The sequence below is a fragment of the Streptomyces sp. NPDC059166 genome, assembly GCF_042755185.1.
In the GTDB taxonomy this organism is placed as follows: Bacteria; Actinomycetota; Actinomycetes; order Streptomycetales; family Streptomycetaceae; genus Streptomyces.
The window spans coordinates 116513-138556 of sequence record NZ_JBHZCI010000006.1; the positions used below are offsets into that span (position 1 = coordinate 116513).

Here is a 22044-nt window from a genome sequence, read left to right on the forward strand (position 1 = left end):
GGTGCGACAAGGGTCTCACGACGGCGTGCGGGCGGGGGTGCGGTCCCAGTCATCCGGCAGCGGCGGTACCTGCCAGCCGGAGTCCGGCCGCCAGTGCTCCCAGCCGTCGCTGAAGGGCGGGCCCCAGCGCTGGATCACCTCGACCGCGGCCAGACCCGCCTCACGTACCCGCCGCGCGGTGGCGGCGTCCATCAGCCCGACCCGCTGGGCCTGGGCGAACTCGTCCTCGTCCAGCCACTCCCAGCTGTGGTCGGGGCGCACGGAGATGTCCAGGAAGTGGTCCTGCGAGTCGACGCCCCCCTCCCAGCGTGAGTGGGGCTCCTCGAGGTTGACGTACCAGTTGCGGAAGAGCCAGCCCCGGTCCCAGAACAGCCACACCGACCAGGGATCCCCCGGCCGGGCCAGCTTCAGCACACCCGAGCCGAACCACCGCGAGCGCACCGTCGTCCGGGGGCGGGTGTAGCGGGTGGCGAGCGGCTCGGCGTGCACCTGCGTCCCGTCGGCCAGCACCGGTCGCACGCACTCGGTGCCGGACGCCATCCACACCGCCAGCAGTTCCTCGGTGTCCTGGACGACTGTGACGGGCCGGCAGATGTGCACCGCGTGCCCGCCGTCGGCGGACCGCTCGTTGGCCCGGTAGCGCCACAGAATCCGGTCACCGGGCGCCCATCGCGCACCGTCCCCCGCACCCGCCCCGGTGCCTGCTCCCGTACCCGCGTCCGTCGCTGTCATGAAGAGATCTTAGAGACGCCGGCGGGGGCGCGGTGATCCATTCCTCACGGACGGGTCATGCGCAGCACGTCCAGGGCCTCGTCCAGCTGCTCCCGAGTCAGCTCGCCCCGCTCGACGTATCCGCCGGCCAGGACCGTCTCCCTGATCGTCGTCCCTTCGGCAAGGGACTTCTTGGCCACCTTCGCCGCCTCCTCGTAGCCGATGTACTTGTTCAGCGGGGTCACGACCGAGGGCGAGGACTCCGCGTAGCGCCGGGCGCGCTCCACGTCGGCCGTGATGCCGTCGACGGTGCGGTCCGCGAGCAGCCGGGAGGCGTTGGCGAGCAGCCGCACCGATTCGAGGAGGTTCTTCGCGATGACCGGGAGCATCACGTTCAGCTCGAAGTTGCCGGCCGCTCCGGCGGCGGCGACCGTGGCGTCGTTGCCCGTGACCTGCGCGGCGACCATCAGCACGGCCTCGGGGACGACCGGGTTGACCTTGCCCGGCATGATCGACGACCCGGGCTGCAGGTCGGGCAGACTGATCTCGGCCAGTCCGGTGCGGGGCCCGGACGCCATCCAGCGCAGGTCGTTGGAGATCTTGGTGAGTGAGACCGCCACGGTACGGAGCTGGCCCGACGCCTCGACGAGCCCGTCCCTGGCCCCCTGCGCCTCGAAGTGGTTCCGCGCCTCGGTCAGCGGGAGGCCCGTCGTACGTGCCACCTCCGCGATCACCGCCGCCGGGAAGCCGGGCGGCGTGTTGATCCCGGTCCCCACCGCCGTGCCGCCCAGGGGCAGTTCGGCGAGACGCGGGAGCGAGGAGCGCAGCCGCTCGACACCGTTGCGGATCTGGGCCGCGTAGCCCCCGAACTCCTGGCCCAGGGTCACCGGCGTGGCGTCCATCAGGTGGGTACGGCCCGACTTCACCACGTCCGCGAATTCGGCCGATTTCCGCTCCAGAGCCGTCGCCAGATGTTCGAGCGCGGGGATCAGGTCGGCGGTGACGGCCGCCGTGGCGGCGATGTGGATCGACGAGGGGAACACGTCGTTCGACGACTGGGAGGCGTTGACGTGGTCGTTGGGATGGACCTCCCGGCCCAGCCGCTCGGCGGCCAGCGTGGCCACCACCTCGTTGGTGTTCATGTTGGACGACGTGCCGGAGCCCGTCTGGAACACGTCGACGGGGAAGTGGTCGTCCCAGCGCCCGGCCGCCACCTCGCCCGCCGCCTCCTGGATCGCGTCGGCGATGTCCGGATCCAGCACCTCCAGTTCGGCGTTGACCTTCGCCGCGGCGGCCTTGATCCGGGCCAGCGCCTCGATGTGCGCCCGCTCCAGCCGCTGCCCCGAGACCGGGAAGTTCTCCACCGCGCGCTGCGTCTGGGCACGCCACTTCGCGTGCGCGGGGACCTTCACCTCGCCCATCGAGTCGTGCTCGACGCGGTACGTCGTTCCGTCGGCGGTTTCGTCCATGGTGTTCAGACCTCCTGATGCGGTGAGCACGTGCGCTGTTCCCCGTATTCCCGGCACCCGCCCGCTCACCTCGGACACCACCGGAGTGCGAACCGGGGAGGGCCGCCGGTTCGGGCGCCCTCCCGGCCGTCACCCGGGCGCGCGCGGGTGACGGACACGGCCCACGTGCCAGGGGCGCCCGGCACGGTTGCCGGGCGCCCCTGCACCACCGCCGAAGCGGCAGGTCACGCCAGGCCGGGGCCCCGCACCGGGATGCTGGTGAAGGTCGGCGCCGGGGCGGGCTCGGTGAAGAAGTCGTTGCCCTTGTCGTCGACCACGACGAAGGCGGGGAAGTCCTCGACCTCGATGCGCCAGACGGCCTCCATGCCGAGCTCCTCGTACTCGACGACCTCGACCTTCTTGATGCAGTCCTGGGCCAGGCGTGCCGCGGGGCCGCCGATGGAGCCGAGGTAGAAGCCTCCGTGGGCGCCGCACGCGTCGGTGACCTGCTTGGACCGGTTGCCCTTGGCCAGCATCACCTTGGAGCCGCCCGCCGCCTGGAACTGCGCGACGTAGCTGTCCATGCGGCCGGCCGTCGTCGGGCCGAAGGAACCGGAGGCGTAGCCCTCCGGGGTCTTCGCCGGGCCCGCGTAGTACACCGGGTGGTCCTTCAGGTACTGCGGCATCTCCTCGCCCGCGTCCAGCCGCTCCTTGATCTTGGCGTGCGCGATGTCGCGCGCCACGACCAGCGGGCCGGTCAGCGAGAGCCGGGTCTTCACCGGGTACTTGGTGAGCTCGGCGAGGATCTCGTCCATCGGGCGGTTCAGGTCGATCCGCACGACGTCCCCGGCCTCGTCCAGGTGCTCGTCCGTGGTGTCGGGCAGGAAGCGAGCCGGGTCCTTCTCCAGCTGCTCCAGGAACACGCCCTCGGCGGTGATCTTCGCGGTGGCCTGGCGGTCGGCCGAGCAGGAGACGGCGATGGCCACGGGCAGCGAGGCGCCGTGGCGGGGGAGACGGACCACCCGGACGTCGTGGCAGAAGTACTTGCCGCCGAACTGCGCGCCGATGCCGATCTTCTGCGTCAGCTCGAAGACCTTCTGCTCCAGCTCCTTGTCACGGAAGCCGTGGCCGGTCGGGGAACCCTCGGCGGGCAGCTCGTCGAGGTAGTGGGCGGAGGCGTACTTCGCGGTCTTCAGCGCGAACTCCGCGGAGGTGCCGCCGACGACGATCGCCAGGTGGTACGGCGGGCAGGCCGCCGTACCCAGCGAACGGATCTTCTCCTCCAGGAACTTCATCATGGAGGCCTCGTTGAGGACCGCCTTCGTCTCCTGGTAGAGGAACGACTTGTTGGCCGAGCCGCCGCCCTTCGCCATGAAGAGGAACTTGTACGCGCCGCCGTCCGTCGCGTACAGCTCGACCTGCGCCGGCAGGTTCGAGCCGGTGTTCTTCTCGTCCCACATGGTCAGCGGCGCCATCTGCGAGTAGCGCAGGTTGAGCTTGGTGTACGCGTCGAAGATGCCGTGCGACAGGGCCTCCTCGTCACCGCCCTCGGTGAGCACGTTCTGGCCGCGCTTGCCCATGACGATCGCGGTACCGGTGTCCTGGCACATCGGCAGGACACCGGCCGCGGCGATGTTCGCGTTCTTCAGCAGGTCCAGCGCGACGAACTTGTCGTTGGACGAGGCCTCGGGGTCGTCCACGATGCGGCGCAGCTGCGCCAGGTGGGCGGGCCGCAGGTAGTGCGAGATGTCGTGCATGGCCTCGGCGGCCAGGGTGCGCAGCGCCTCCGGGGTGACCTTGAGGAACGTACGGCCGTCGGCCTCGAAGGTCGAGACACCCTCGGCGGTCACCAGCCGGTACGGCGTGGTGTCCTCTCCCAGCGGCAGCAGATCGGAGTACGCAAACTCTGGCATTTCGGCCATTCCTCACTCGGCGACAGCGGCTGACCACCCTTGGGCAGCGCATCCACCAGGGTAGGGCTCCGGCGGTACGGCGGGCCTGTGAGGTAAGGCTCACCCCGAGTTGCACCGGTCCCGTCGGCGGCCGGCCCGGGACCGCGGCCCGCAGGGGGCGGGCGCGGATCCAGGACGGGCCGGAGAGCCACCTGTCGCGATCTATCGCGTTTGGGTACGCTGGTCCGGTGGACCTCGAGAAGCAGCCCCAGCAGCCCGTAGCTCCGGCGGAACCCGCGCCCGCCGGGATCCGTGCGTCCGACGCGGACCGCGACCGGATCGCGGACATTCTGCGGGAAGCCATGGCCGAGGGCCGGCTGACCGCCGAGGAGCACGCCGAGCGGGTCGACCTGGTCTACCGGGCGAAGACCGTCGGCGAACTCGACCCCCTGATCCAGGACCTGCCCGCGGCCGCAGGCGGTGCCCGGACGTCCGCGGCCCCCTTCGACGCCGGCGCCGACGCGACGACCGGCCCCGCCGAGAACCTGGTGGCGGTCTTCAGCAGCTCCACCCGCAGGGGGCGTTGGCGGGTCGGTGGCCGCACCAACGCGTTCGCGCTGTTCGGCAGCGTCGAGATCGACCTGACCGAGGCCCTGTTCGGTCAGCGGCTCACCGTCATCAACGCGACGTCCATCTTCGGCAGCGTCGAGGTCAAGGTCCCCGAGAACATCTCGCTCCGGGGCAGCGGGACGGGTGTTTTCGGCAATTTCGAGGTGGACACGCTGGAGTCCACCGACCCCGAGGCGCCGGTCGTCGTGGTCAACGGCTACTCCGTCTTCGGCAACGTCGAGGCGAAGCCCAAGCGTGGCAAGCTCGTGGCCAACCTCCACAAGCAGCTGCGCAAGCACCTCGGTACCTGAGCCGGTCCGGCCGGGCAAGGGCTGTTTCGCGCCATCGGCGACGAGGACCCCTTGCGGCGGGGGTGCGGCGGCGCCACGCAGTGCATAGGCGTGCGCACAGCGGGTAGGGAGTGCTGCATCGCCTCTCGCTCACGAAGCCCAAGCCGTCGTCAGGAGTGGACCGTGCTGCACATCCCGCATCAGCCCCTGCAGGTAGCCGCCGCGCAGTCCCAGCGCGCACCCGCGCGGGAGGACCAAGGGGGCCCCTGGCACTCGGAGGCGGTGTGCCGCCGGGACGAGGCCGGGCTGTTCTTCGCCCCGTCGAAGGAACCCACCGCCGCACGGCTTTCCCGCGAGGAGGCCGCGAAGCAGGTCTGCGCGAGATGCCCGGTGATGGTGGAGTGCCAGGAGCACGCCCTCCTGCAGCCGGAGCCCTACGGGGTGTGGGGCGGCCTGACCGCCGCCGAACGCCGTGTGGTTCTCGCCCGGCGCCGCAGGCGCGAGATGGAGCTCAAGGCCGCCGCCCGCGCGGGCCGCATAGCCGCAGCGGGCTGAGATCCGTAGGTGACGAGGTGGGGGCCGCCCGCACCGGGCGGCCCCCACCTCCGCGCGTGACGGCCCTACTTGGCGCGGTCGAAGTCGATCGCGCTGTACGCCCGCAGCTTCGAGAGGCGGTGCGTGGAGTCGATCGTCCGGATGGTGCCCGACTTGGAACGCATCACCAGGGACTGGGTGGTGGCCGTCTCCGCGCGGTACCGCACACCGCGCAGCAGTTCACCGTCGGTGATGCCGGTGGCCACGAAGAACACGTTGTCCCCGCTGACGAGGTCGTCCGTCGAGAGCACCCGGTCCAGGTCGTGGCCGGCGTCCAGGGCGCGCTGCCGCTCCGCGTCGTCCTTGGGCCAGAGCTTGCCCTGGATCACACCGCCGAGGCACTTTATGGCGCAGGCCGAGATGATGCCTTCCGGGGTTCCGCCGATCCCCATGAGCAGGTCGACGCCGGTTCCCTCGCGGGCGGCCATGATCGAACCGGCGACGTCGCCGTCGGAGATGAACTTGATCCGGGCGCCCGTCTCACGGATCTCCTTGACGATCCCGTCGTGGCGGGGCCGGTCGAGGACGACGACGGTGACGTCCTCCGGGGTGGAGCTCTTCGCCCTCGCGACCCGCCTGATGTTCACGGACACGGGCGCGTTGATGTCGACGAAGTCCGCGGCCTCGGGGCCGGTGACCAGCTTGTCCATGTAGAAGACGGCGGACGGGTCGAACATCGCGCCGTGGTCCGCGGCTGCCAGCACCGCGATGGCGTTGGGCATTCCCTTGGCGTTGAGGGTGGTGCCGTCGATGGGGTCGACCGCGATGTCCACCTCGGCCCCGGTGCCGTCGCCGACGCGTTCGCCGTTGAAGAGCATGGGGGCTTCGTCCTTCTCGCCCTCACCGATGACGACGATGCCGTTCATCGACACCGTGGAGACGAGTGTGCGCATGGCCTTCACGGCGGCGCCGTCGGCGCCGATCTTGTCGCCACGGCCGACCCAGCGCCCCGCCGCCATGGCCGCGGCCTCGGTGACCCGCACGAGTTCCATGGCCAGGTTGCGGTCGGGGGCCTCGGGGGAGACCTCGAGCTGGGACGGCAGATGATGCTCGGACATCGGAGCGCACCTTTCTGTACGACGACGACCGGAAAAGAGGGTGCTGTGACTCTATCGGTAGGTCGATAAAATGAGCAGACCGGGTCACCGATGAGCGGGTGCCCGCCGGTCGGGCGGCCCGGGGCCCATGCCACCATTGACCCCGTGGCAAGCAAGCGAGGCAAGCAGACCGTCCGGGACATGTTCCTGTCGATGCTCGTGATCACCGCGGTGGCGGGCGTCGTCTACATCTTCATCCCGCACGACGACAAGGCCGACCCGGTCAAGGCGGTCGACTACAGGGTCGAACTCGCGACGGCCCGTCGCGCCGCCCCGTACCCGGTCGCGGCCCCCTCCGGGCTGCCGCAGGGGTGGAAGCCGACCTCGGTCTCGTACACCGGGCAGGACGGCTCGGGCTGGCATCTCGGCTTCCTCGATCCCGACGGCAAGTACGTCGCGGTGGAGCAGTCCACCACGCCCGCGAAGAAGTACGTCCCCGACGTGACCCAGCACGCCGCGGACACCGGGCGGACCGAGCAGGTGGGCGGCCGGGAGTGGCAGCGCTGGGAAGGGCCGAAGTACGACGCCCTCGTGCTGCACGCCGAGGACGTGACCACGGTGGTCACGGGCTCCGCCCCGCCCGAGCGGCTGGCGGAGATGGCCGCGGCGCTGAAGACCGCCGCCGCCTCCTCCTGAGGTCTCCGGCTCCATGACGAAGGGGCCCACGGCGCTGTGCGCGCCGTGGGCCCCTTCGTCGTACGGGCGGGATCAGACGGTGGTGACGACCTCGTCGTAGGAGAGGCGCGGCAGGCGCGGGAACCAGGCGTCCTCGCCCGGCTTGCCGATGTTGACGGCCATGAGCAGCTTGTGGTCGCCGTCCAGGAACTCCTTCTCGATGCCCGCGGCGTCGAAGCCGGTCATCGGTCCGGCGGCCAGGCCGGCGGCGCGGACGCCGATGATGAAGTACGCGGCCTGCAGGGCGGCGTTCAGCGCGGCGGACTGCTCGCGGACCGGGCGCTCGGAGAAGAACGCGTCCTTGGCCTGCGGGAAGTGCGGCATGAGCGCCGGGAGCTCCTCGTGGAACTCGTGGTCGGCGACGAGCAGCGCGACCAGCGGCGCAGCCGTGGTCTTCGGGCGGTTGCCCTCGGCCATGTGCTTGACCAGGCGCTCGCGGCCCTCGGCGGAACGGACCAGCACGACACGCAGCGGCGACTGGTTGAACGCCGTGGGCCCGTACTTGACCAGGTCGTAGATGGCCTGGACCTGCTCGTCGGTCACCGGCTCGTCGGTGAACGTGTTGGCGGTGCGGGCCTCGCGGAAGAGGAGGTCCTGGGCGGCGGGGTCAAGAACGAGGGACATCTCGGGCGTACCTTCCGGATGGATACGGGCTGAGCCGTGGGGCGGACTCGGAGCACCGTAACCCAGCGATAGATTAAAGTTCAACTAAATCGGTCCCGTGGTGATCCACAGCACAGGTCCCGTGCCCCGGACGTGCGTCGGTGCCCGGTGGATCAGCGGGGCCGCCCGCGCGCCATCCGGCTCACCCGGCGGAGTCGCCGGACTCCGGGGACTCCTCCTCCGGACGGGCCAGAGCCGCGTCCAGACGGGCGCGCGCACCCTCCAGCCAGCGCCGGCACACCTTCGCCAGCTCCTCGCCGCGCTCCCACAGGGCCAGCGACTCCTCCAGCGTCGTGCCGCCGGCCTCCAGGCGGCGTACGACCTCGATCAGCTCGTCCCGTGCCTGCTCGTACCCGAGCGTGCCCGTCGAGGCAGGCGCCGTCGTCCCGTCGTCCGTCATGCCGTCCACCCTATGCGCGGGGTCCGACAAAGCCCGGCGCTCACTCCGCGACCCGTACGGTGAACTCGCCCTCCGAGACCCGCGCCCGCAGCTCCTCGCCCGGCGCACCGGCCTCCGCGGGGGAGCGCACCACATGGCCGTCCGGCCGCTGCAGCACCGCGTAACCCCGCTCGAGCGTGGCCGCGGGCGACAGCGCCACGACCCTGGCCCGGGTGTGCGAGAGCTCGGAGTCGGCGCGGTCCAGCAGATGCCCGAGCACCCTGCGGCTGCGACCCACCAGCGCCTCGACCTCCGCCTCCCGCTCCTCCACCATCCGCTGCGGCCGCTCCATCGACGACCTGCCGAGAGCGTGGGCGAGGCCCCGCTCCTCGCGGTCGACCAGCCCCCGCACCGTGCGCAGCGCCCGGTCCCTGAGCTGCTGGACGCGGTCGAGCTCCTCACCGACGTCCGGGACCACCTTCTTCGCCGCGTCCGTGGGCGTCGAGGCGCGGACATCGGCCACCAGGTCGAGCAGGGGCGAGTCCGGCTCGTGCCCGATCGCCGAGACCACCGGCGTACGGCAGGCGGCCACCGCCCGGATCAGCGCCTCGTCCGAGAACGGCAGCAGGTCCTCCACGCTGCCGCCCCCGCGGGCGACGACGATCACGTCGACCTCCGGCAGCCCGTCCAGCTCCTGGACCGCCTGGACCACCTGGTTCACCGCGTGCACCCCCTGCACCGCCGTGTTGCGCACCTCGAACCGCACCGCGGGCCAGCGCCGCCGCGCGTTCTCCAGGACGTCGCGCTCGGCCGCCGACGCCCGGCCGGACACCAGGCCGATCAACTGCGGAAGGAACGGCAGCGGCTTCTTGCGGTCCAGGGCGAAGAGGCCCTCGGCGGCCAGCGACTTCTTCAGCTGCTCCAGCCGCACCAGCAGCTCGCCGATGCCCACCGGCCGTATCTCCGTGGCCCGCAGCGACAGCTGCCCCCGGGGCGCGTACCACTCGGGCTTGGCGAGGACGACGACCCTGGCGCCCTCGGTGACCACATCGGCGATGCGGTCGAAGACCTGGCGGAAGCACGTCACGCTCACCGAGATGTCGTGGGACGGGTCGCGGAGCGTCAGGAACACCACCCCGGCGCCCGGCCTCCGCGACAGCTGGGTGATCTGCCCCTCGACCCAGACCGCACCCAGCCGGTCGATCCACCCGCCGATCAGCCGCGACACGTCGCCGACGGGCAGCGGGGCTTCCGGGGACGTAGTGAGAGCCATACGGGCGAGCGTAGCGGCCGGAGCCGACAATCAGGCGGCCCGCCGCCCCCACTGCAACGCCAGCACCACAAGCCCGATCCCCAGCCAGCACACCCCCACCAGCTGGGCGCTCGTGGTCGCCTCCAGGATCACCGTGACCAGGATCGCCGCACCCACCACAGGCACCAGCACATGCCGCCACCAGCTCGGCGGGCCCTCCATGCGGCGGACGGCGAACCAGCCCACCACCGACGCGTGCAGCAGCACGAACGCCGTCAGCGCGCCGACGTTGACCACCGACACCAGATGATCCAGCCCGTCGTCACGCCGGGCCGCCCACACCGCCGCCACCAGGGTCACGATCGCCGCCCCCGTGATCGCGACGCGCGGTACCCCGGACTTCCCGTCGACCCGGGACAGGAACGACGGGAGCCGGGCGTCCCTCGCCATCGCGAAGACCAGCCTTCCGGCCGCCGCCTGGCCTGCCAGCGCCGCGAAGGCCGCCCCGATCGCCTTGCTGACGGCCACCAGGTCGTGCAGCCAGGTCCCCACCGACGCGTCCACCGCGTCGTAGAACGCCGACCCCTGCTTCACCGGATCCGCCGCCAGTTCCGCGGAGGAGACCGGCTCCAGCAGCGCCGCCAGATACGACTGCACCACGAACAGCGCGCCGGCGAGCACCAGGCAGAACAGCACCGCGCGGGCCACCTTCGCCGAACCGCCCGTCACCTCCTCGGCGAACGAGGCGATCGCGTCGAAGCCCAGATAGGACAGCACCGCCACGGACACGGCCCCCAGCACCGCGGTCGTCGAGAAGCCGTTGTCCCCGGTGAGCGGCGTCAGCCAGCCGCGCTCGGCACCGTCCCTCACCAGCACCACCACCGCGGACACCACGAACACCAGCAGGACCACGATCTCCATGGCCAGCACCGCGAAACCCACCCGGGCGGCCGCCCTGACCCCCCAGAGGTTCAGCGCGGTCGTCACCACCACCGCGATCGCCGTCCACACCCACCGCGACACCTCGGGGACCAGGGCGTTCATCGCGATCCCGGAGAACAGGTAGGCGACCGCCGGGATGAGCAGGTAGTCGAGCATCGCCATCCACCCCGCGATGAACCCGGGCCCCTCCCCGAGCCCCTTGCGCGCGTACGCGAAGACCGACCCGGCGAGCGGGGCGACGTGCACCATCTGCGCGTAGCTGAACGCGGTGAAGGCCATCACCACCGTCGCCACCAGGTACACCAGCGCCACGGCGCCGTCGGACTTCGCGTCCAGCGTGCCGAAGACGCCTACCGGGGCCATCGGAGCGATGAACAGCAGCCCGTACACCACCAGGTCCCGGAATCCGAGGGTGCGCCGCAGCCCTCCCTCGACCGTGCTGCCGCCGCTGTCCGCCATGAACCCTCCGTCGCTGTGATGCGTTCGCCCCAGTCTCCCGACCTCGCACGACGCGCGCCTCTTCGGTGCGTCCCTGAGGGGGTACCCGGCACGCCGGTCCCGAGGCCGCGGCCTCCGGACCCGAGACGCCCGTCCGGCACCCCCTACGATGGGACGCATGACTGCAAAGCCTGCCCGCCGTGTCCTGCTCGCCGCACCCCGGGGGTACTGCGCGGGCGTGGACCGCGCCGTGATCGCCGTCGAGAAAGCCCTGGAGCAGTACGGCGCCCCCGTCTACGTGCGCCACGAGATCGTGCACAACAAGTACGTCGTGCAGACCCTCGAGAAGAAGGGCGCGATCTTCGTCGAGCGTACCGACGAGGTGCCCGAGGGCTCCATCGTGATGTTCTCCGCGCACGGAGTCGCCCCGACCGTCCACGCGGAGGCAGCCGAGCGCAAGCTCGCCACCATCGACGCGACCTGCCCGCTGGTCACCAAGGTCCACAAGGAAGCCGTGCGCTACGCCAAGGAGGACTACGACATCCTCCTGATCGGCCACGAGGGCCACGAGGAAGTCATCGGCACCAGCGGTGAGGCACCCGACCACATCACCCTGGTCGACGGCCCCGACGACGTCGCCGACGTCGAGGTCCGCGACGAGAACAAGGTCGTCTGGCTCTCCCAGACCACCCTCTCGGTCGACGAGACCATGGAGACGGTCGGCGCCCTGAAGAACAAGTTCCCGAACCTGATCTCCCCGCCGAGCGACGACATCTGCTACGCCACGCAGAACCGCCAGGTCGCGGTGAAGAAGCTGGCGGAGGACGCCGAACTGGTCATCGTCGTCGGCTCCAAGAACTCCTCCAACTCGATCCGCATGGTCGAGGTCGCCCTGGACGCCGGCGCGCCCGCCGCCCACCTGGTCGACTTCGCCGCCGAGATCGACGAGGCGTGGCTGGAAGGCGTCACCACGGTCGGTCTCACCTCGGGCGCCTCGGTGCCGGACGTCCTCGTCGACGGCGTGCTGGAGTGGCTCGCCGAGCGGGGCTACGCGGACGTCGAGACGGTGAAGACCGCCGACGAGTCGATCACCTTCTCGCTGCCCAAGGAGCTCCGGCGAGACCTGCGCGCCGAGGCCGCCGCGCTGTCGGCGGAGTAGCAGCGGGCGGCATCACCAGGTGGCGCGGGGCGGGGGCGCGAGCCGTCTCCATCGCGCTTGGAGCGCCTGGAGCGCCCGGAGTGCCTGGAGCGCCGGGAGTGCGCGGCGCATCTGCGGCGCCCGGGCGCGCGGCGAGTGCCCACGGGGCGTGAGCCGTCCCCGCCGCGCGCTCCCGGATCGGCCCCTCCGGGAGTGATCCGCGCCACCTGCCCTTACCGTGGATCCCATGGAGATCTTCGGTGTGGACATCGGCGGTTCGGGCATCAAGGGTGCGCTCGTTGACCTGGACCGCGGAGAGCTGGCGCAGGAGCGCCACAAGGTACTGACGCCCCACCCGGCCACGCCCGACAGCGTGGCGGACGGTGTGGCCGAGGTCGTCAGCCATTTCGACTGGCAGGGGCCGGTCGGCATCACGTTCCCCGGAGTGGTCACAGGCGGGATCACCAGGACCGCGGCCAACGTCGACAAGGGCTGGATCGACACGGACGCCGGGAAGCTCCTCGGCGAGCGCATCGGGCAGCCCGTCACCCTCCTCAACGACGCGGACGCGGCGGGCGTCGCCGAGATGACCTTCGGAGCCGGCCGCGACCGCAAGGGCACCGTGCTCGTGCTGACCCTCGGCACGGGGATCGGCAGCGCGCTCTTCACCGACGGGCACCTGGTGCCCAACACCGAGCTCGGACACCTCGAGCTGCACGGCCACGACGCCGAGAAGCGCGCGTCGACCAAGGCCAAGGAGGACGAGGACCTCAGCTGGCACCACTGGGCGCACCGGGTGCAGAAGTACCTGGTCCACGTGGAGATGCTGTTCTCACCCGAGCTCTTCATCATCGGCGGCGGCGTCAGCCGCAAGGCCGAGAAGTTCCTGCCGCACATCGAGCACGTACGGGCCGAGATCGTCCCCGCCCAGCTGCAGAACAACGCCGGCATCGTGGGCGCCGCGATGGCCGCCGCGGGTACGTGAGCGGCGGGTACGTGAGCCGCAGGTCGTGAGCGGCGGGCCGTGAGCGGCGGGTACGTGAGCCGCAGGTCGTGAGCGCGGGTACGTGAGCGGCGGGTACGTGAGCGCGGGTACGTGAGAACCGGCACCCGTGTACCGCAGGGGCCGGGACCGCTGAGCCGGCCTCCCCCGGAAGGAATTCACCGGCCCCTTCCTCGGAAGGGATTCAGACGCGGGGGCGGCCGGTGGCGGTCCTGGCCAGGTGCCGCTGCCGCTCCCGCATCTGCCGCACCTTCCGCACGCTCGCGATGAGCCCCGCGACGAGCGTGCCCCCGTAGAGCCAGCCGGCATGGACGGCGAGCGCCGTCACCACGGCCATCGCCTGCCCGCCGAAGCCGCCCGTGCCCCCGGCCACCGGGATCACGCCGACCGCGAAGGCGATGGGCACGATGATCGGGGCCGTCACCAGGTCGGCGGGCCGCACCCAGAGTGCCGTCAGCGCGCTGACCGGCAGGAACAGCACCCCGTAGACGATCGCGGAACCGCCGGACAGCAGCCGGTCCACGCAGGCCAGCAGGAACATCGTCAGGGCCGCGAAGAGCCCGGCGCCGATCCCCGTCAACCGTGGGTTGGGGAACCGCCGCAGCGCAAGGACCACCGGTGGCGTACTGCTCTGCCTCGACCCGGGCACCGCGCCACCACCCGGGGCGGGAGCCGGGGCGACGGCCACCGACACCGCCGGACCGGACGCCGCGGCGGGCGCCTCACCGGGGCCGCCGGACGGTGCGGGCCGGACCTGCGCGGCCTGCCTGCGCTGCGGGGTACGAGTCCTGTGCTGCTCCACCCCGACAACCTAGGTCGCCGGGTGCACTCTTTCGGGCGTTGGACACGCCCTTTGGCCGACCTTGGCGTTGCGTTCGATCCCGCACGGCCGAAACAGCACCGTTCGGCCGTGGACCGGCCTTCCTCCCCGCGCCCGTGACAGGCCGAGCGCCCCCGCCCGTAAACTGGAGAATCGGTCCACCCCGGCCCGCCCGCACAGCCCCGCTCCTCACTCCAGGAAGTCGCCAAAGTGTCGCTCACGATCGGAATCGTCGGTCTGCCGAATGTCGGCAAGTCGACCCTGTTCAACGCCCTGACCAAGAACGACGTGCTGGCGGCCAACTACCCGTTCGCCACCATCGAGCCGAACGTCGGCGTCGTTGGCGTCCCGGACCCCCGCCTGGACAAGCTCGCCGAGATCTTCAGCTCCCAGAAGCTGCTCCCCGCCACGGTCGACTTCGTCGACATCGCGGGGATCGTGCGCGGTGCCAGCGAGGGAGAGGGCCTCGGCAACAAGTTCCTCGCGAACATCCGCGAGTCCGACGCGATCTGCCAGGTCATCCGTGCCTTCAAGGACGAGAACGTCGTCCACGTCGACGGCAAGGTCTCGCCCAAGGACGACATCGAGACGATCAACACCGAGCTGATCCTCGCCGACCTGCAGTCCGTCGAGAAGGCCGTCCCGCGCCTGACGAAGGAGTCCCGCCTCCAGAAGGACAAGGTCGCGGTCCTCGCCGCGGTCGAGGAGGCCCAGAAGATCCTCGAGGCGGGCCACACCCTCTTCTCCCGGGGCATCACCGCCGGCACCGAGAAGGGCCGCCTCCTCCACGAGCTGCACCTGCTCACGACGAAGCCCTTCCTCTACGTCTTCAACGTCGACGAGGACGAGCTGGTCGACGAGGACTTCAAGAACGAGCAGCGCGCCCTGGTCGCCCCTGCCGAGGCCATCTTCCTGAACGCCAAGATCGAGTCCGAGCTGATCGAGCTCGACGACGAGGAGGCTCTCGAACTCCTCCAGTCCATGGGCCAGGAGGAGCCCGGCCTCGCCACCCTCGGCCGCGTCGGCTTCGACACCCTGGGCCTCCAGACCTACCTCACGGCAGGCCCGAAGGAGGCCCGCGCCTGGACGATCAAGAAGGGCGCCACGGCCCCGGAGGCGGCCGGTGTGATCCACACCGACTTCCAGAAGGGCTTCATCAAGGCGGAGATCGTCTCCTTCGACGACCTCGTCGAGACCGGCTCCGTCGCCGAGGCCCGTGCCAAGGGCAAGGCCCGCATGGAGGGCAAGGACTACGTCATGCAGGACGGGGACGTGGTGGAGTTCCGCTTCAACGTCTGATTGGACGTGGACAAACGGCCTGACCTGCGAGAAAGCAGGTCAGGCCGTTGTGCAGTCCGCAGCTGTCCGCAGAACCTGGAGCAGCTACGTGTCGTAGACCGTGGAGCGGTGTCCCACGTGTACGACCCACACCACCAGGTCCCCGTTGTCGATCGTGTAGACGACACGGTAGTCGCCGACCCGAAGGCGGCGGCGCTCGGGCTGGGATACGAGTGCGGTGGTGTTGAAGCCGAAGGGGTCGCTCTCCACCTCTGTCAGTTTGGCCAGGATGCGAAGCGCCATGTCCCGCGGGATCTTACGCAGCTCGGCCTGGGCCTCGGGCCGGAACACCGTGCGGTAGTCACTCACTGCGTGCCAGCGTCTCCCTCATCACGTCCTCGATCGGGACGCCGGCGGCCGGGCTCGCCATGCGCTCGTCGATGATGCGGTTGATCTCGCGCTCCTCCCACTCCTGGTACTTGCGCAACACGTCGATCGAGACCACAGCGGCGACCTGCTTGCCGCGACGGGTGATGACAGTGGGCACGTCGTCACGGTCGGCCCGTTCGACGACTTCGGCCAAGTGAGCGCGTACGTCGCGGATGGACTCTATGGGCAGCGGCTGAGTCATGCTTCAAGGGTACCGGGTGTGCCATGTGTACACAAAACCTGCGGGCCCCGGCCGGTACAGGGGGTCAGCGGTGGCAGTATGTGAGGACATGGCGAGAGGGGTCGGGGCGGGATGGGGCGCAGTGAGCGGGAGGCGGTTGCCGCAGGAGGCGGCTGTACGAGGCGGCGCATGCGGTGGTCGGCGACCATGGGCGGGCTGTCGAGCGCGTAACAGGGCTGCGTCCACGTCGTCGCTCGCCCACTGTCCGCGTACCCACTGTCCGGGTGGTGGAATACGAAGTGCAGGTACTACAAGGCTCACGCCTTGGCCGGTGAGCAGATCCGCATTCTCGACGTCACGGACAGGCCCAACCCCATTGCGAATGCACAGGACTTCTGGATGTTCGACCGATCCGAAGTGGTCCTCGTGAACTGACTGAGCAAGGGGCGCCGGGCGCGGACTGCGGTACGGCTTCGCGTCAGTCAGCGCGTCCGTTCGAGGCGGATCGCCTGGTCAGCAGAGCGGTCTTATTGTGACCGCATGCCTCTCGATGACGCACTGGCGGCCCGTATGGCCGAGCCGGACTTCTGGCCCGTGTACCTATTCGACGACGACGCACCCGACGTCTACGACGAGGACGTGGATGACCAGGAATCGCATGTTGCCCGATTCCCGCTGGGAGGCGGTTTCGCGCTGGTACTCGACCTGACGCTCGGGCTGGAGTACGTCGGTCTTGCCCTGGCGGCCCCAGGCATTCCGGAACCGGTGACGGTGGGCTGGGACGACCAGGCCCACTTCCACCCGCATGTGATGCCCTGGCCGGAGCTGGACCTGCTGTGCCGCGTAGTCGCCCTGCACGACCCGGAGCTGCGGCATCCCGGGCCGATGCTGGCGTTGCTGTGCCGCTTCGCGTTCCTGGCGGAAGGAGACGACCTGGACAGGGTCTCGCCGCTGGTGGACGCGGCGTTCGAGGTGATGCGGCCCGGGGACGGGGAAGGCGGGCTGCGGGCGGAGACACGCGACTGGTTCGACCTGCGGGATCTGCGCGGCACTGGGGTTGTGTGGACCAGCCGGACCGACGGCCACCGAGCCGTCGACCAGCACGGCGATGACGGTCTGCCGCTGTACTCCCTCCGTGCGCCGGACTCGGAGGACTTTCCGTTCGCTGCGTGGTCGGCGCTGCTCGCCCACGCCCGAGAGCGCTTGGACGCAGCGATTGGGGACCGCACGCTAAGGGCTCCGGCAGTACTGCAGGCCCTCGACCGTTGCACCGCGCCCGATGGATACGAGCACCTGGCGGCGCTGGCCGACGCACTCTCCGACGCCGGGTACACCCATCCCGTCCTGATGCGCGCGGTCGCTCAACCTAGTGACCGGGCAGAGGCCTGCTGGGCCGTGGAAGCCCTGAGCGGCCTGCCGCAGGGCAAGCTTGTGCCCCGCTGGTTCGGCCCGAGCCCGCTGTCCGCCAGCAGATCCTGGCGGCTGTCGCTCACCCTCCCCGTGGTGGGAAGGCCGTGGCGCTTCGGTCAGCAGGTCGCCGGGGAACTCAGCACCGACCTTCAGGAAGCCGGTCTCGGCGATGCAGAAGTCGGCGGCAGCATGTCACGGCCGGAGGGCGGCGGCTACGTCCACGTGGAAGACCACCTCAACCTCCTGATCCGGGACGACCTCGCCCTCGGCGTGACGATTATCGCTCGGACCCTGCACAGCTATCGTGCAGCAGAAACCGCCACCCTCCGGCATGCCGGAAAGGGGGGCGAGGTCATACCCCTCCGGCAGACGACCTGACTGCCGCTCGCCTCGACCACGGCCTCCACCCTGACTTCGAGGCGGCCGCGCGTGTGCAGTGTCGTCCCCGGTCCACCCTGTCGCCCGATTCCAGGACGTCACCGAAGGGCGGCTGCACCTGGTTGTGCTGTTGAAGAGCCGTTTCAGTCGGTACCCCAACCCCGTGGACACGACCCGCCCTCATCGACGGGCGGGTGGCATGCCGCGGATCTCCGGCACGTACGGAGGCCCGGCGAGTCCGCAGACAGTCCGCAGGACACCCGCAAACGCCCGTCGGAGTCCAACGCATATCAACGTAGAAATCCCTGGTCAGGGCCCTGGACGGGGCTCCGTCGCAGGTCACGGTCGGCTGGCAGGCTTTCCGCTTCAACGTGTAGCGGCTGACGTTTCACCACGTCGCTGATCTGGCAAACATGCAGGTCAGATAGGGTCCGACTCTTCGGGGTCGGGCCCTTGGTTTTTCCCGTGTTGGGATGGCCGACCCCTCGTCACCCGTGATCACCCCTGGTCATCCGTACCGTGCTGGGATGGGATGAGGGTGCCCGTGCTCGGATTTCGTGTGGGACTCCGGCCCGGCAGTCGGCAGACCACGGGGACGTGTGGTGCGGCGGTCGTGCGGCGTCAGTGAAGCGGGCGCCGGCCGTCGAGGTCAACCGGTCCCGGAGCTGCGAGGTGCACAGGTATGTGTGCCGAGGCACCGCCACGACCTGTCTCACCCACGCGCCGAGCGCCTGTGCTCAGCGCGTCGGGGGCCGAGTTCAGACCTCTGTGATCTGTACGCTGTCGCCGCACAGTTTCGACCAGTCGTCGCGGTCCGAGGTCAGTACGAGGACGGGTGCCGGGGAGCGGAGCGCCATCGCGGCGACGAGGGCATCGATGGCGTACTTGTGGCCGTGCAGACCACCGGCGTCGCTCAGTAGCTGCACCGCGGTGAGGCTGTCCGCCTCGGTGATGTCTTGGACCTGAAGCCGGGAGGGCACCCAGCGGAGCCGGGCGGTGTCCGTCTTCCCGTGGACGGCCTCCACCACCGTCAGGGCCGACACGAGGACGGGCACGCCCACGCGCCGTGCGGCCTCGATCCGGGTGACCGTCCGGCGGTCGTTGCGCAGGAGCAGCGACAGCGCCTGGGAGTCGAGAACCAGGGACCTGACTGCGGGCTCTTTCACGCGGCGCTGTCGCCGGACGCGTACGGCGCCGGTGCGTCACCGAACAGTTCGCGCTGCGCGGCCTGAATCTCGGCCTCGCTCAACGGTTCGTGCTCGGCTTCGTAGGCGGCCACGATCTCGGCGAGGCCGTCCATCGCCAGCTGGTGCCGGACCGCCGCGGTCACGTACGCGGAGACGCCGCGCTTGCCGGTGCGCGTGCGCAGAGCACCGAGGAGTTCCGAGGGCATCGAGACGGAGATGTTCTCCGTGCCGCCGGGGCGGGTGACTTCATGGGAGCCGGCCTAGTACAGAAATTATTACAATGGGCGGGGTGCTGTGCTGCTCGCATCCGGCGACGTAATGTGGGCGGCCTAGGATCTTGATGTACTCAGCTGCGACTCCGGTGCTGGGATGGTGCTGGGACGCGCCCGCATTCCGGCAGGTCAGAGCCTTGTCGTGGAATCCCGCTTCGACGTCTGACGGGCAGTCAAAAGGTGTGTCAGGCCCGCTTATTATTGAACGCAGGTGTAGGTCCGTGTGGGGTCCTTGTGCCGCGAAGCGCTGAGGTGTTGGTGACGGGTCTGGTTGGTGCGACTGCGGTCGGCGTTCAGACTTTGACGACCTCTACCGCGGGGCCGTACAGGAGCGTCAGGTCCTCGGGATCGGAGGTCAGGACGGTGACCGGCTGCGGTGCGGCGCGGGCGATGACGGCGAAGGCGGCGTCGATGGCGTACTCGTGACCGTGGAGGCGGTGGCTGCGCAGGAGGGCCGCGGCCTGATCGGTGATCTCCTTGGTGACGTCGTGAACGTCGACGCGGGAGAGGACCCACTTGATCCGGGCGGGGTGAATGCGCTCGTAGTCGGCCTCGAGGGTGGTCATGGCGCTTGTGGCCACGCGGATGCCTTCCTCCGATGCCGCTTGGATCAGGGCCATGACGGTGCGGTCCTTGCGGTAGAGCTTGGAGAGGCCTTCGCTGTCGAGCAGTAGGGTGCCGGGCATCAGGATGCGGCGTTGGCCATGTTCCCGGTTGCCCTGCAGGCGCTGCGCAGCGAGGCCGGCGCGTGGGGGTGGTCTGCCGAGGCGATGGAGAGCTATCTGGGTGCCGTGGACAAGGACAGTCAGCCCACGGGCTACCTCTTCATGTGCCGCACGTGCGGCCGATACATGGCGTACGCGGACTTCGCGTAGCCGCGGTCGGGCGGTTGCGGCTACGGCCGGGTCCAGCCGTTGGCGAAGTCGCATTGGAGGTTCGTCCAGCGGCGACGCTCGACGGGGGTGTAGGCCGGGTGGTCGCGGAGGTGGGCCAGGGCATTGACCCACCGTTCCCAGAGACCGTCAGGCTGGGTGAAGCGGCCGGCGTGGTGGGTGCCGAGGTGGGCGTCGAGGCGGAGGAGGGCGCCGAGGGCTGCGGGCTGGTCGTAGCGGAGGTCGGTGCGGGGGAGGTAGTGGTCGAGGTAGGCAGTGAGGATCTCGGCGTCGGCATGGGTGCCGAAGCGGGCCAGGGCGAAGCAGTAGGCGCTGCCGGAGAAGCAGACCTCGCTGGCCAGGAGGAGGTCGCCGATGCGTTCGCGGAACCGTTCGCGGCGGTCGACGCCGATCAGCCATGCGGCGGTGAGGCGCGAGCGCCACTCGTAGCCGAGGAGGGCTTCCAACTCGGCATCGGTGATCGTGGCCGCGTCGTCGATGAGGTGACGGGCGAAGCGTTCGCCGTGAGGCCACTCGGGTCGCAGGAATCGACCACTTTTCAGGACGAGGTAGCGCGCGTGGCCTGAGCCCTTCCTTGCCGCGTAGCGCTCGATCACGTAGCCGCAGCCGATCTCCTCGGGGTGCTGGAACGGCATCGGTCACCTTTCCTGGTAAAGGTCGGTACGGTCGATCCAGGTGGGGGCGACGAAGATGCTGTCGCCGGCGGGTGCTTCGGAGGCTTCCAGCAGGGACCAGGTGCGGGAATCGTCGACCAGGTGCTCCCAGGGCGCGGTCCAGTCGATTTCCCAGTCCAGGCCAGTGCCGGAGATGCCGTACGTGCGGGCGGCGTCCGCTCGCCAGAACTGGGAGTAGAGGATCACCTGGGCGTGATCGGCGAGGTCGTTGACGATCTCGGTGAAGTGGGCTGAAGGCCAGCCGGGGGGCGTTGTCCGCAGTGGTGGGTCGTAGGCGCGTGGTGAGCGGTGGGACGACGGAGGTGCGTGCGCCGAGTTCGGTCAGGGCCCAGCGGATGCCGACAGGCTCGCTCCAGTCCGGTGGGGTCGCGCGTTCCAGGCAGGCGCGGTAGGCGCGGCGTAGGGGCTCGACGGCGCCGTCGATCTTCAGGCTTGCCAGGGCCATGGCCGCCCATTCGCGGACGGTCGGGTTGTCGCTGTCCAGCAGGCCGATGAGCGCGGGTCCGCAACGGGGATCGCCCACCTCCTCGAAGACCTCGATGGCGGTCGTCTGACCGTGGCCGCCGAGGGAGGGCAGGCCGTCGATGACGGCGGGTATGGCGTCGGCGCCGATCCAGATCAGCTCCGCGCGGGCGTCGTAGGACTCGTCGGCCTTGCCGTCGAGCTGCTGGACGAGTGTCTCGATGTGGGAGGTCATGACGTGGAGTGGTCCTGGCGCCAGAAGGTGGGGAGCCACCAGCAGAGCACCGAGTGGTCGTCGGGCCACGGGGCGCGGGCCTCGGCTGCCCAGTCCTCGAAGGAGTCGCGCGTCAGGTCGATGGGGCGCCAGGCGGGGGAGAGCGGTTCGTCCTCGGCCGGCGGGCGGACGTACCGGCGGCCGTGCTGGTCGCAGGCACCGAAGTCCTGGTAGTTGCGCTGGGCCTCGATCAGGGAGACCTTGTTCGCCCCGCCGGCCATGGTGGGCCAGCCGAACTGGACCCCGCCGTCATCCCAGAAGCAGACGGGGTAGATCTCGTACGAGCCGGGCATCTCGCCCAGCACGCGGTGCCCGCAGCATGGGCAGGGGTAGCGGTCGCTCACCTGGGCAGTCTCCTTGCCGGTTCCGCCGGTGCGCCATGGCTTTCTCGGCCTCCGCCCGCCCGGCAGGTCCGCAGCCAGTCCGCAGGACACCCGTAGACGGTCGTCGGGAACCAATGCATGCCAACGAGGAAATCCCAGGTCAGGGCCCTGCCCAGGGTGCCGCCGCAGGTCAGGATCAGATCGCGGACATTCCGCTTCATCGCCTGACGCTCAATCAGAATGTGTGCCCGACCCGCCTGTTGCCGGGTCGGGCACAGCTTCGTGTCCGTGGTGAGTACTCGATTCTGTGACGCGGTGGCAGTGTTCGGCCA

26 protein-coding genes and 1 pseudogene are annotated in these 22044 nt (G+C 70.1%); 9 read left to right on the plus strand and 18 right to left on the minus strand.

Features of this window, described 5'->3' with window-relative positions; genetic code table 11:
- Nucleotides 1-15: 15 nt before the first annotated feature.
- The 3 genes from ACFXOA_RS06755 to ACFXOA_RS06765 form a co-directional block, all read right to left on the minus strand.
- On the minus strand, nt 16-732 hold the full coding sequence (locus tag ACFXOA_RS06755) for a DUF402 domain-containing protein (protein ID WP_385023342.1): 717 nt from the start codon (nt 730-732) through the stop codon (nt 16-18).
- 44 nt (nt 733-776) lie between these two features.
- On the minus strand, nt 777-2180 hold the full coding sequence (locus ACFXOA_RS06760; protein WP_385023344.1) for a class II fumarate hydratase: 1404 nt from the start codon (nt 2178-2180) through the stop codon (nt 777-779).
- 224 nt (nt 2181-2404) lie between these two features.
- Nucleotides 2405-4072 (minus strand): fumarate hydratase, encoded by a 1668-nt coding sequence (locus ACFXOA_RS06765; RefSeq protein WP_385023346.1) that lies wholly within the window; start codon nt 4070-4072, stop codon nt 2405-2407.
- Nucleotides 4073-4299: 227 nt separating this feature from the next.
- On the opposite strand from ACFXOA_RS06765, the gene ACFXOA_RS06770 reads away from it, so the two are divergent.
- A complete protein-coding gene (locus tag ACFXOA_RS06770; RefSeq protein WP_385023348.1) occupies nt 4300-4971 on the plus strand; it encodes a DUF1707 domain-containing protein in 672 nt (223 codons plus the stop codon).
- 162 nt (nt 4972-5133) lie between these two features.
- A complete protein-coding gene (locus ACFXOA_RS06775) occupies nt 5134-5505 on the plus strand; it encodes a WhiB family transcriptional regulator (RefSeq protein ID WP_385023350.1) in 372 nt (123 codons plus the stop codon).
- A gap of 65 nt (nt 5506-5570) precedes the next feature.
- On the opposite strand, the gene glpX is transcribed toward ACFXOA_RS06775, so the two are convergent.
- Nucleotides 5571-6602, minus strand: coding sequence for a class II fructose-bisphosphatase (gene glpX / locus ACFXOA_RS06780; protein WP_385023352.1), 1032 nt, complete (start codon nt 6600-6602; stop codon nt 5571-5573).
- Between the two features lie 144 nt (nt 6603-6746).
- Here glpX and ACFXOA_RS06785 point away from each other — a divergent pair, with 144 nt between their 5' ends.
- Nucleotides 6747-7277 carry a DUF4245 domain-containing protein gene (locus ACFXOA_RS06785; RefSeq protein WP_385023354.1) on the plus strand — a complete coding sequence of 177 codons (531 nt, stop codon included), beginning with the start codon at nt 6747-6749 and terminating at the stop codon, nt 7275-7277.
- 72 nt (nt 7278-7349) lie between these two features.
- Here the strand turns inward: ACFXOA_RS06785 and ACFXOA_RS06790 are convergent, their stop codons facing one another.
- From ACFXOA_RS06790 to ACFXOA_RS06805, 4 genes are all read right to left on the minus strand, one after another.
- Nucleotides 7350-7940, minus strand: coding sequence for a malonic semialdehyde reductase (locus ACFXOA_RS06790; RefSeq protein ID WP_362539085.1), 591 nt, complete (start codon nt 7938-7940; stop codon nt 7350-7352).
- Between the two features lie 181 nt (nt 7941-8121).
- Nucleotides 8122-8379, minus strand: coding sequence for an exodeoxyribonuclease VII small subunit (locus ACFXOA_RS06795; protein ID WP_385023356.1), 258 nt, complete (start codon nt 8377-8379; stop codon nt 8122-8124).
- A gap of 40 nt (nt 8380-8419) precedes the next feature.
- Nucleotides 8420-9631 carry an exodeoxyribonuclease VII large subunit gene (gene xseA, locus ACFXOA_RS06800; RefSeq protein WP_385023358.1) on the minus strand — a complete coding sequence of 404 codons (1212 nt, stop codon included), beginning with the start codon at nt 9629-9631 and terminating at the stop codon, nt 8420-8422.
- Between the two features lie 30 nt (nt 9632-9661).
- A complete protein-coding gene (locus ACFXOA_RS06805) occupies nt 9662-11011 on the minus strand; it encodes an APC family permease (protein ID WP_385023360.1) in 1350 nt (449 codons plus the stop codon).
- A 148-nt stretch (nt 11012-11159) separates the two neighbouring features.
- Between ACFXOA_RS06805 and ACFXOA_RS06810 the strand changes: the two genes are divergently transcribed.
- Entirely contained in the window at nt 11160-12149 is a 990-nt protein-coding gene (locus ACFXOA_RS06810) for a 4-hydroxy-3-methylbut-2-enyl diphosphate reductase (protein WP_385023362.1), read from the plus strand.
- Nucleotides 12150-12375: 226 nt separating this feature from the next.
- Nucleotides 12376-13113, plus strand: coding sequence for a polyphosphate--glucose phosphotransferase (gene ppgK, locus ACFXOA_RS06815; protein WP_385023364.1), 738 nt, complete (start codon nt 12376-12378; stop codon nt 13111-13113).
- Between the two features lie 202 nt (nt 13114-13315).
- On the opposite strand, the gene ACFXOA_RS06820 is transcribed toward ppgK, so the two are convergent.
- Nucleotides 13316-13933 (minus strand): DUF6542 domain-containing protein, encoded by a 618-nt coding sequence (locus ACFXOA_RS06820; RefSeq protein WP_385023366.1) that lies wholly within the window; start codon nt 13931-13933, stop codon nt 13316-13318.
- A 228-nt stretch (nt 13934-14161) separates the two neighbouring features.
- On the opposite strand from ACFXOA_RS06820, the gene ychF reads away from it, so the two are divergent.
- A complete protein-coding gene (gene ychF, locus ACFXOA_RS06825; RefSeq protein ID WP_385023368.1) occupies nt 14162-15250 on the plus strand; it encodes a redox-regulated ATPase YchF in 1089 nt (362 codons plus the stop codon).
- 84 nt (nt 15251-15334) lie between these two features.
- Here the strand turns inward: ychF and ACFXOA_RS06830 are convergent, their stop codons facing one another.
- Both ACFXOA_RS06830 and ACFXOA_RS06835 read right to left on the minus strand, forming a co-directional pair.
- Nucleotides 15335-15598: a type II toxin-antitoxin system RelE/ParE family toxin gene (locus ACFXOA_RS06830; RefSeq protein WP_385023370.1), complete on the minus strand. Its 264-nt coding sequence runs from the start codon at nt 15596-15598 to the stop codon at nt 15335-15337.
- On the minus strand, nt 15591-15860 hold the full coding sequence (locus tag ACFXOA_RS06835) for a type II toxin-antitoxin system Phd/YefM family antitoxin (protein ID WP_235455136.1): 270 nt from the start codon (nt 15858-15860) through the stop codon (nt 15591-15593). The genes ACFXOA_RS06830 and ACFXOA_RS06835 overlap by 8 nt, the downstream gene beginning before the upstream one ends.
- Before the next feature lie 255 nt (nt 15861-16115).
- Here ACFXOA_RS06835 and ACFXOA_RS06840 point away from each other — a divergent pair, with 255 nt between their 5' ends.
- Nucleotides 16116-16274, plus strand: coding sequence for a DUF6879 family protein (locus tag ACFXOA_RS06840; protein WP_385023521.1), 159 nt, complete (start codon nt 16116-16118; stop codon nt 16272-16274).
- Nucleotides 16275-16379: 105 nt separating this feature from the next.
- Nucleotides 16380-17627: a hypothetical protein gene (locus ACFXOA_RS06845; RefSeq protein ID WP_385023372.1), complete on the plus strand. Its 1248-nt coding sequence runs from the start codon at nt 16380-16382 to the stop codon at nt 17625-17627.
- Nucleotides 17628-18385: 758 nt separating this feature from the next.
- Here ACFXOA_RS06845 and ACFXOA_RS06850 read toward each other — a convergent pair.
- From ACFXOA_RS06850 to ACFXOA_RS06860, 3 genes are all read right to left on the minus strand, one after another.
- Nucleotides 18386-18793: a PIN domain-containing protein gene (locus ACFXOA_RS06850; protein WP_385023374.1), complete on the minus strand. Its 408-nt coding sequence runs from the start codon at nt 18791-18793 to the stop codon at nt 18386-18388.
- The gene (locus ACFXOA_RS06855; RefSeq protein ID WP_385023376.1) at nt 18790-19020 is read right to left on the minus strand and encodes a hypothetical protein; all 231 of its coding nucleotides are present in this window, start codon (nt 19018-19020) and stop codon (nt 18790-18792) included. The genes ACFXOA_RS06850 and ACFXOA_RS06855 overlap by 4 nt, the downstream gene beginning before the upstream one ends.
- A 359-nt stretch (nt 19021-19379) precedes the next feature.
- Nucleotides 19380-19772 (minus strand): DNA-binding protein, encoded by a 393-nt coding sequence (locus tag ACFXOA_RS06860; protein ID WP_385023378.1) that lies wholly within the window; start codon nt 19770-19772, stop codon nt 19380-19382.
- 18 nt (nt 19773-19790) lie between these two features.
- On the opposite strand from ACFXOA_RS06860, the gene ACFXOA_RS06865 reads away from it, so the two are divergent.
- On the plus strand, nt 19791-19961 hold the full coding sequence (locus ACFXOA_RS06865; RefSeq protein WP_385023380.1) for a CbrC family protein: 171 nt from the start codon (nt 19791-19793) through the stop codon (nt 19959-19961).
- A 20-nt stretch (nt 19962-19981) separates the two neighbouring features.
- Here ACFXOA_RS06865 and ACFXOA_RS06870 read toward each other — a convergent pair whose 3' ends face one another.
- The 4 genes and pseudogenes from ACFXOA_RS06870 to ACFXOA_RS06885 form a co-directional block, all read right to left on the minus strand.
- Nucleotides 19982-20614 carry a DUF6000 family protein gene (locus tag ACFXOA_RS06870; RefSeq protein WP_385023382.1) on the minus strand — a complete coding sequence of 211 codons (633 nt, stop codon included), beginning with the start codon at nt 20612-20614 and terminating at the stop codon, nt 19982-19984.
- Nucleotides 20615-20617: 3 nt separating this feature from the next.
- Entirely contained in the window at nt 20618-20839 is a 222-nt protein-coding gene (locus ACFXOA_RS06875; protein ID WP_385023384.1) for a hypothetical protein, read from the minus strand.
- Between the two features lie 259 nt (nt 20840-21098).
- Nucleotides 21099-21350 (minus strand): annotated as a pseudogene (locus ACFXOA_RS06880) (HEAT repeat domain-containing protein); the annotation flags it as partial.
- Nucleotides 21347-21733: a CPCC family cysteine-rich protein gene (locus ACFXOA_RS06885; protein ID WP_385023386.1), complete on the minus strand. Its 387-nt coding sequence runs from the start codon at nt 21731-21733 to the stop codon at nt 21347-21349. The pseudogene ACFXOA_RS06880 and the gene ACFXOA_RS06885, both read right to left, overlap by 4 nt.
- Between the last annotated feature and the right edge of the window lie 311 nt (nt 21734-22044).

What these genes read in the sequence shown, in the direction of transcription:
- ACFXOA_RS06755 (WP_385023342.1), bottom strand. Translation starts at nt 732, where the DNA reads ATGACAGCGACGGACGCGGGTACGGGAGCAGGCACCGGGGCGGGTGCG.
- ACFXOA_RS06760 (WP_385023344.1), bottom strand. Translation starts at nt 2,180, where the DNA reads ATGGACGAAACCGCCGACGGAACGACGTACCGCGTCGAGCACGACTCG.
- ACFXOA_RS06765 (WP_385023346.1), bottom strand. Translation starts at nt 4,072, where the DNA reads ATGCCAGAGTTTGCGTACTCCGATCTGCTGCCGCTGGGAGAGGACACC.
- glpX (WP_385023352.1), bottom strand. Translation starts at nt 6,602, where the DNA reads ATGTCCGAGCATCATCTGCCGTCCCAGCTCGAGGTCTCCCCCGAGGCC.
- ACFXOA_RS06790 (WP_362539085.1), bottom strand. Translation starts at nt 7,940, where the DNA reads ATGTCCCTCGTTCTTGACCCCGCCGCCCAGGACCTCCTCTTCCGCGAG.
- ACFXOA_RS06795 (WP_385023356.1), bottom strand. Translation starts at nt 8,379, where the DNA reads ATGACGGACGACGGGACGACGGCGCCTGCCTCGACGGGCACGCTCGGG.
- xseA (WP_385023358.1), bottom strand. Translation starts at nt 9,631, where the DNA reads ATGGCTCTCACTACGTCCCCGGAAGCCCCGCTGCCCGTCGGCGACGTG.
- ACFXOA_RS06805 (WP_385023360.1), bottom strand. Translation starts at nt 11,011, where the DNA reads ATGGCGGACAGCGGCGGCAGCACGGTCGAGGGAGGGCTGCGGCGCACC.
- ACFXOA_RS06810 (WP_385023362.1), top strand. Translation starts at nt 11,160, where the DNA reads ATGGGACGCATGACTGCAAAGCCTGCCCGCCGTGTCCTGCTCGCCGCA.
- ppgK (WP_385023364.1), top strand. Translation starts at nt 12,376, where the DNA reads ATGGAGATCTTCGGTGTGGACATCGGCGGTTCGGGCATCAAGGGTGCG.
- ACFXOA_RS06835 (WP_235455136.1), bottom strand. Translation starts at nt 15,860, where the DNA reads ATGACTCAGCCGCTGCCCATAGAGTCCATCCGCGACGTACGCGCTCAC.
- ACFXOA_RS06845 (WP_385023372.1), top strand. Translation starts at nt 16,380, where the DNA reads ATGCCTCTCGATGACGCACTGGCGGCCCGTATGGCCGAGCCGGACTTC.
- ACFXOA_RS06855 (WP_385023376.1), bottom strand. Translation starts at nt 19,020, where the DNA reads ATGCCCTCGGAACTCCTCGGTGCTCTGCGCACGCGCACCGGCAAGCGC.
- ACFXOA_RS06860 (WP_385023378.1), bottom strand. Translation starts at nt 19,772, where the DNA reads ATGCCCGGCACCCTACTGCTCGACAGCGAAGGCCTCTCCAAGCTCTAC.
- ACFXOA_RS06865 (WP_385023380.1), top strand. Translation starts at nt 19,791, where the DNA reads ATGTTCCCGGTTGCCCTGCAGGCGCTGCGCAGCGAGGCCGGCGCGTGG.
- ACFXOA_RS06870 (WP_385023382.1), bottom strand. Translation starts at nt 20,614, where the DNA reads ATGCCGTTCCAGCACCCCGAGGAGATCGGCTGCGGCTACGTGATCGAG.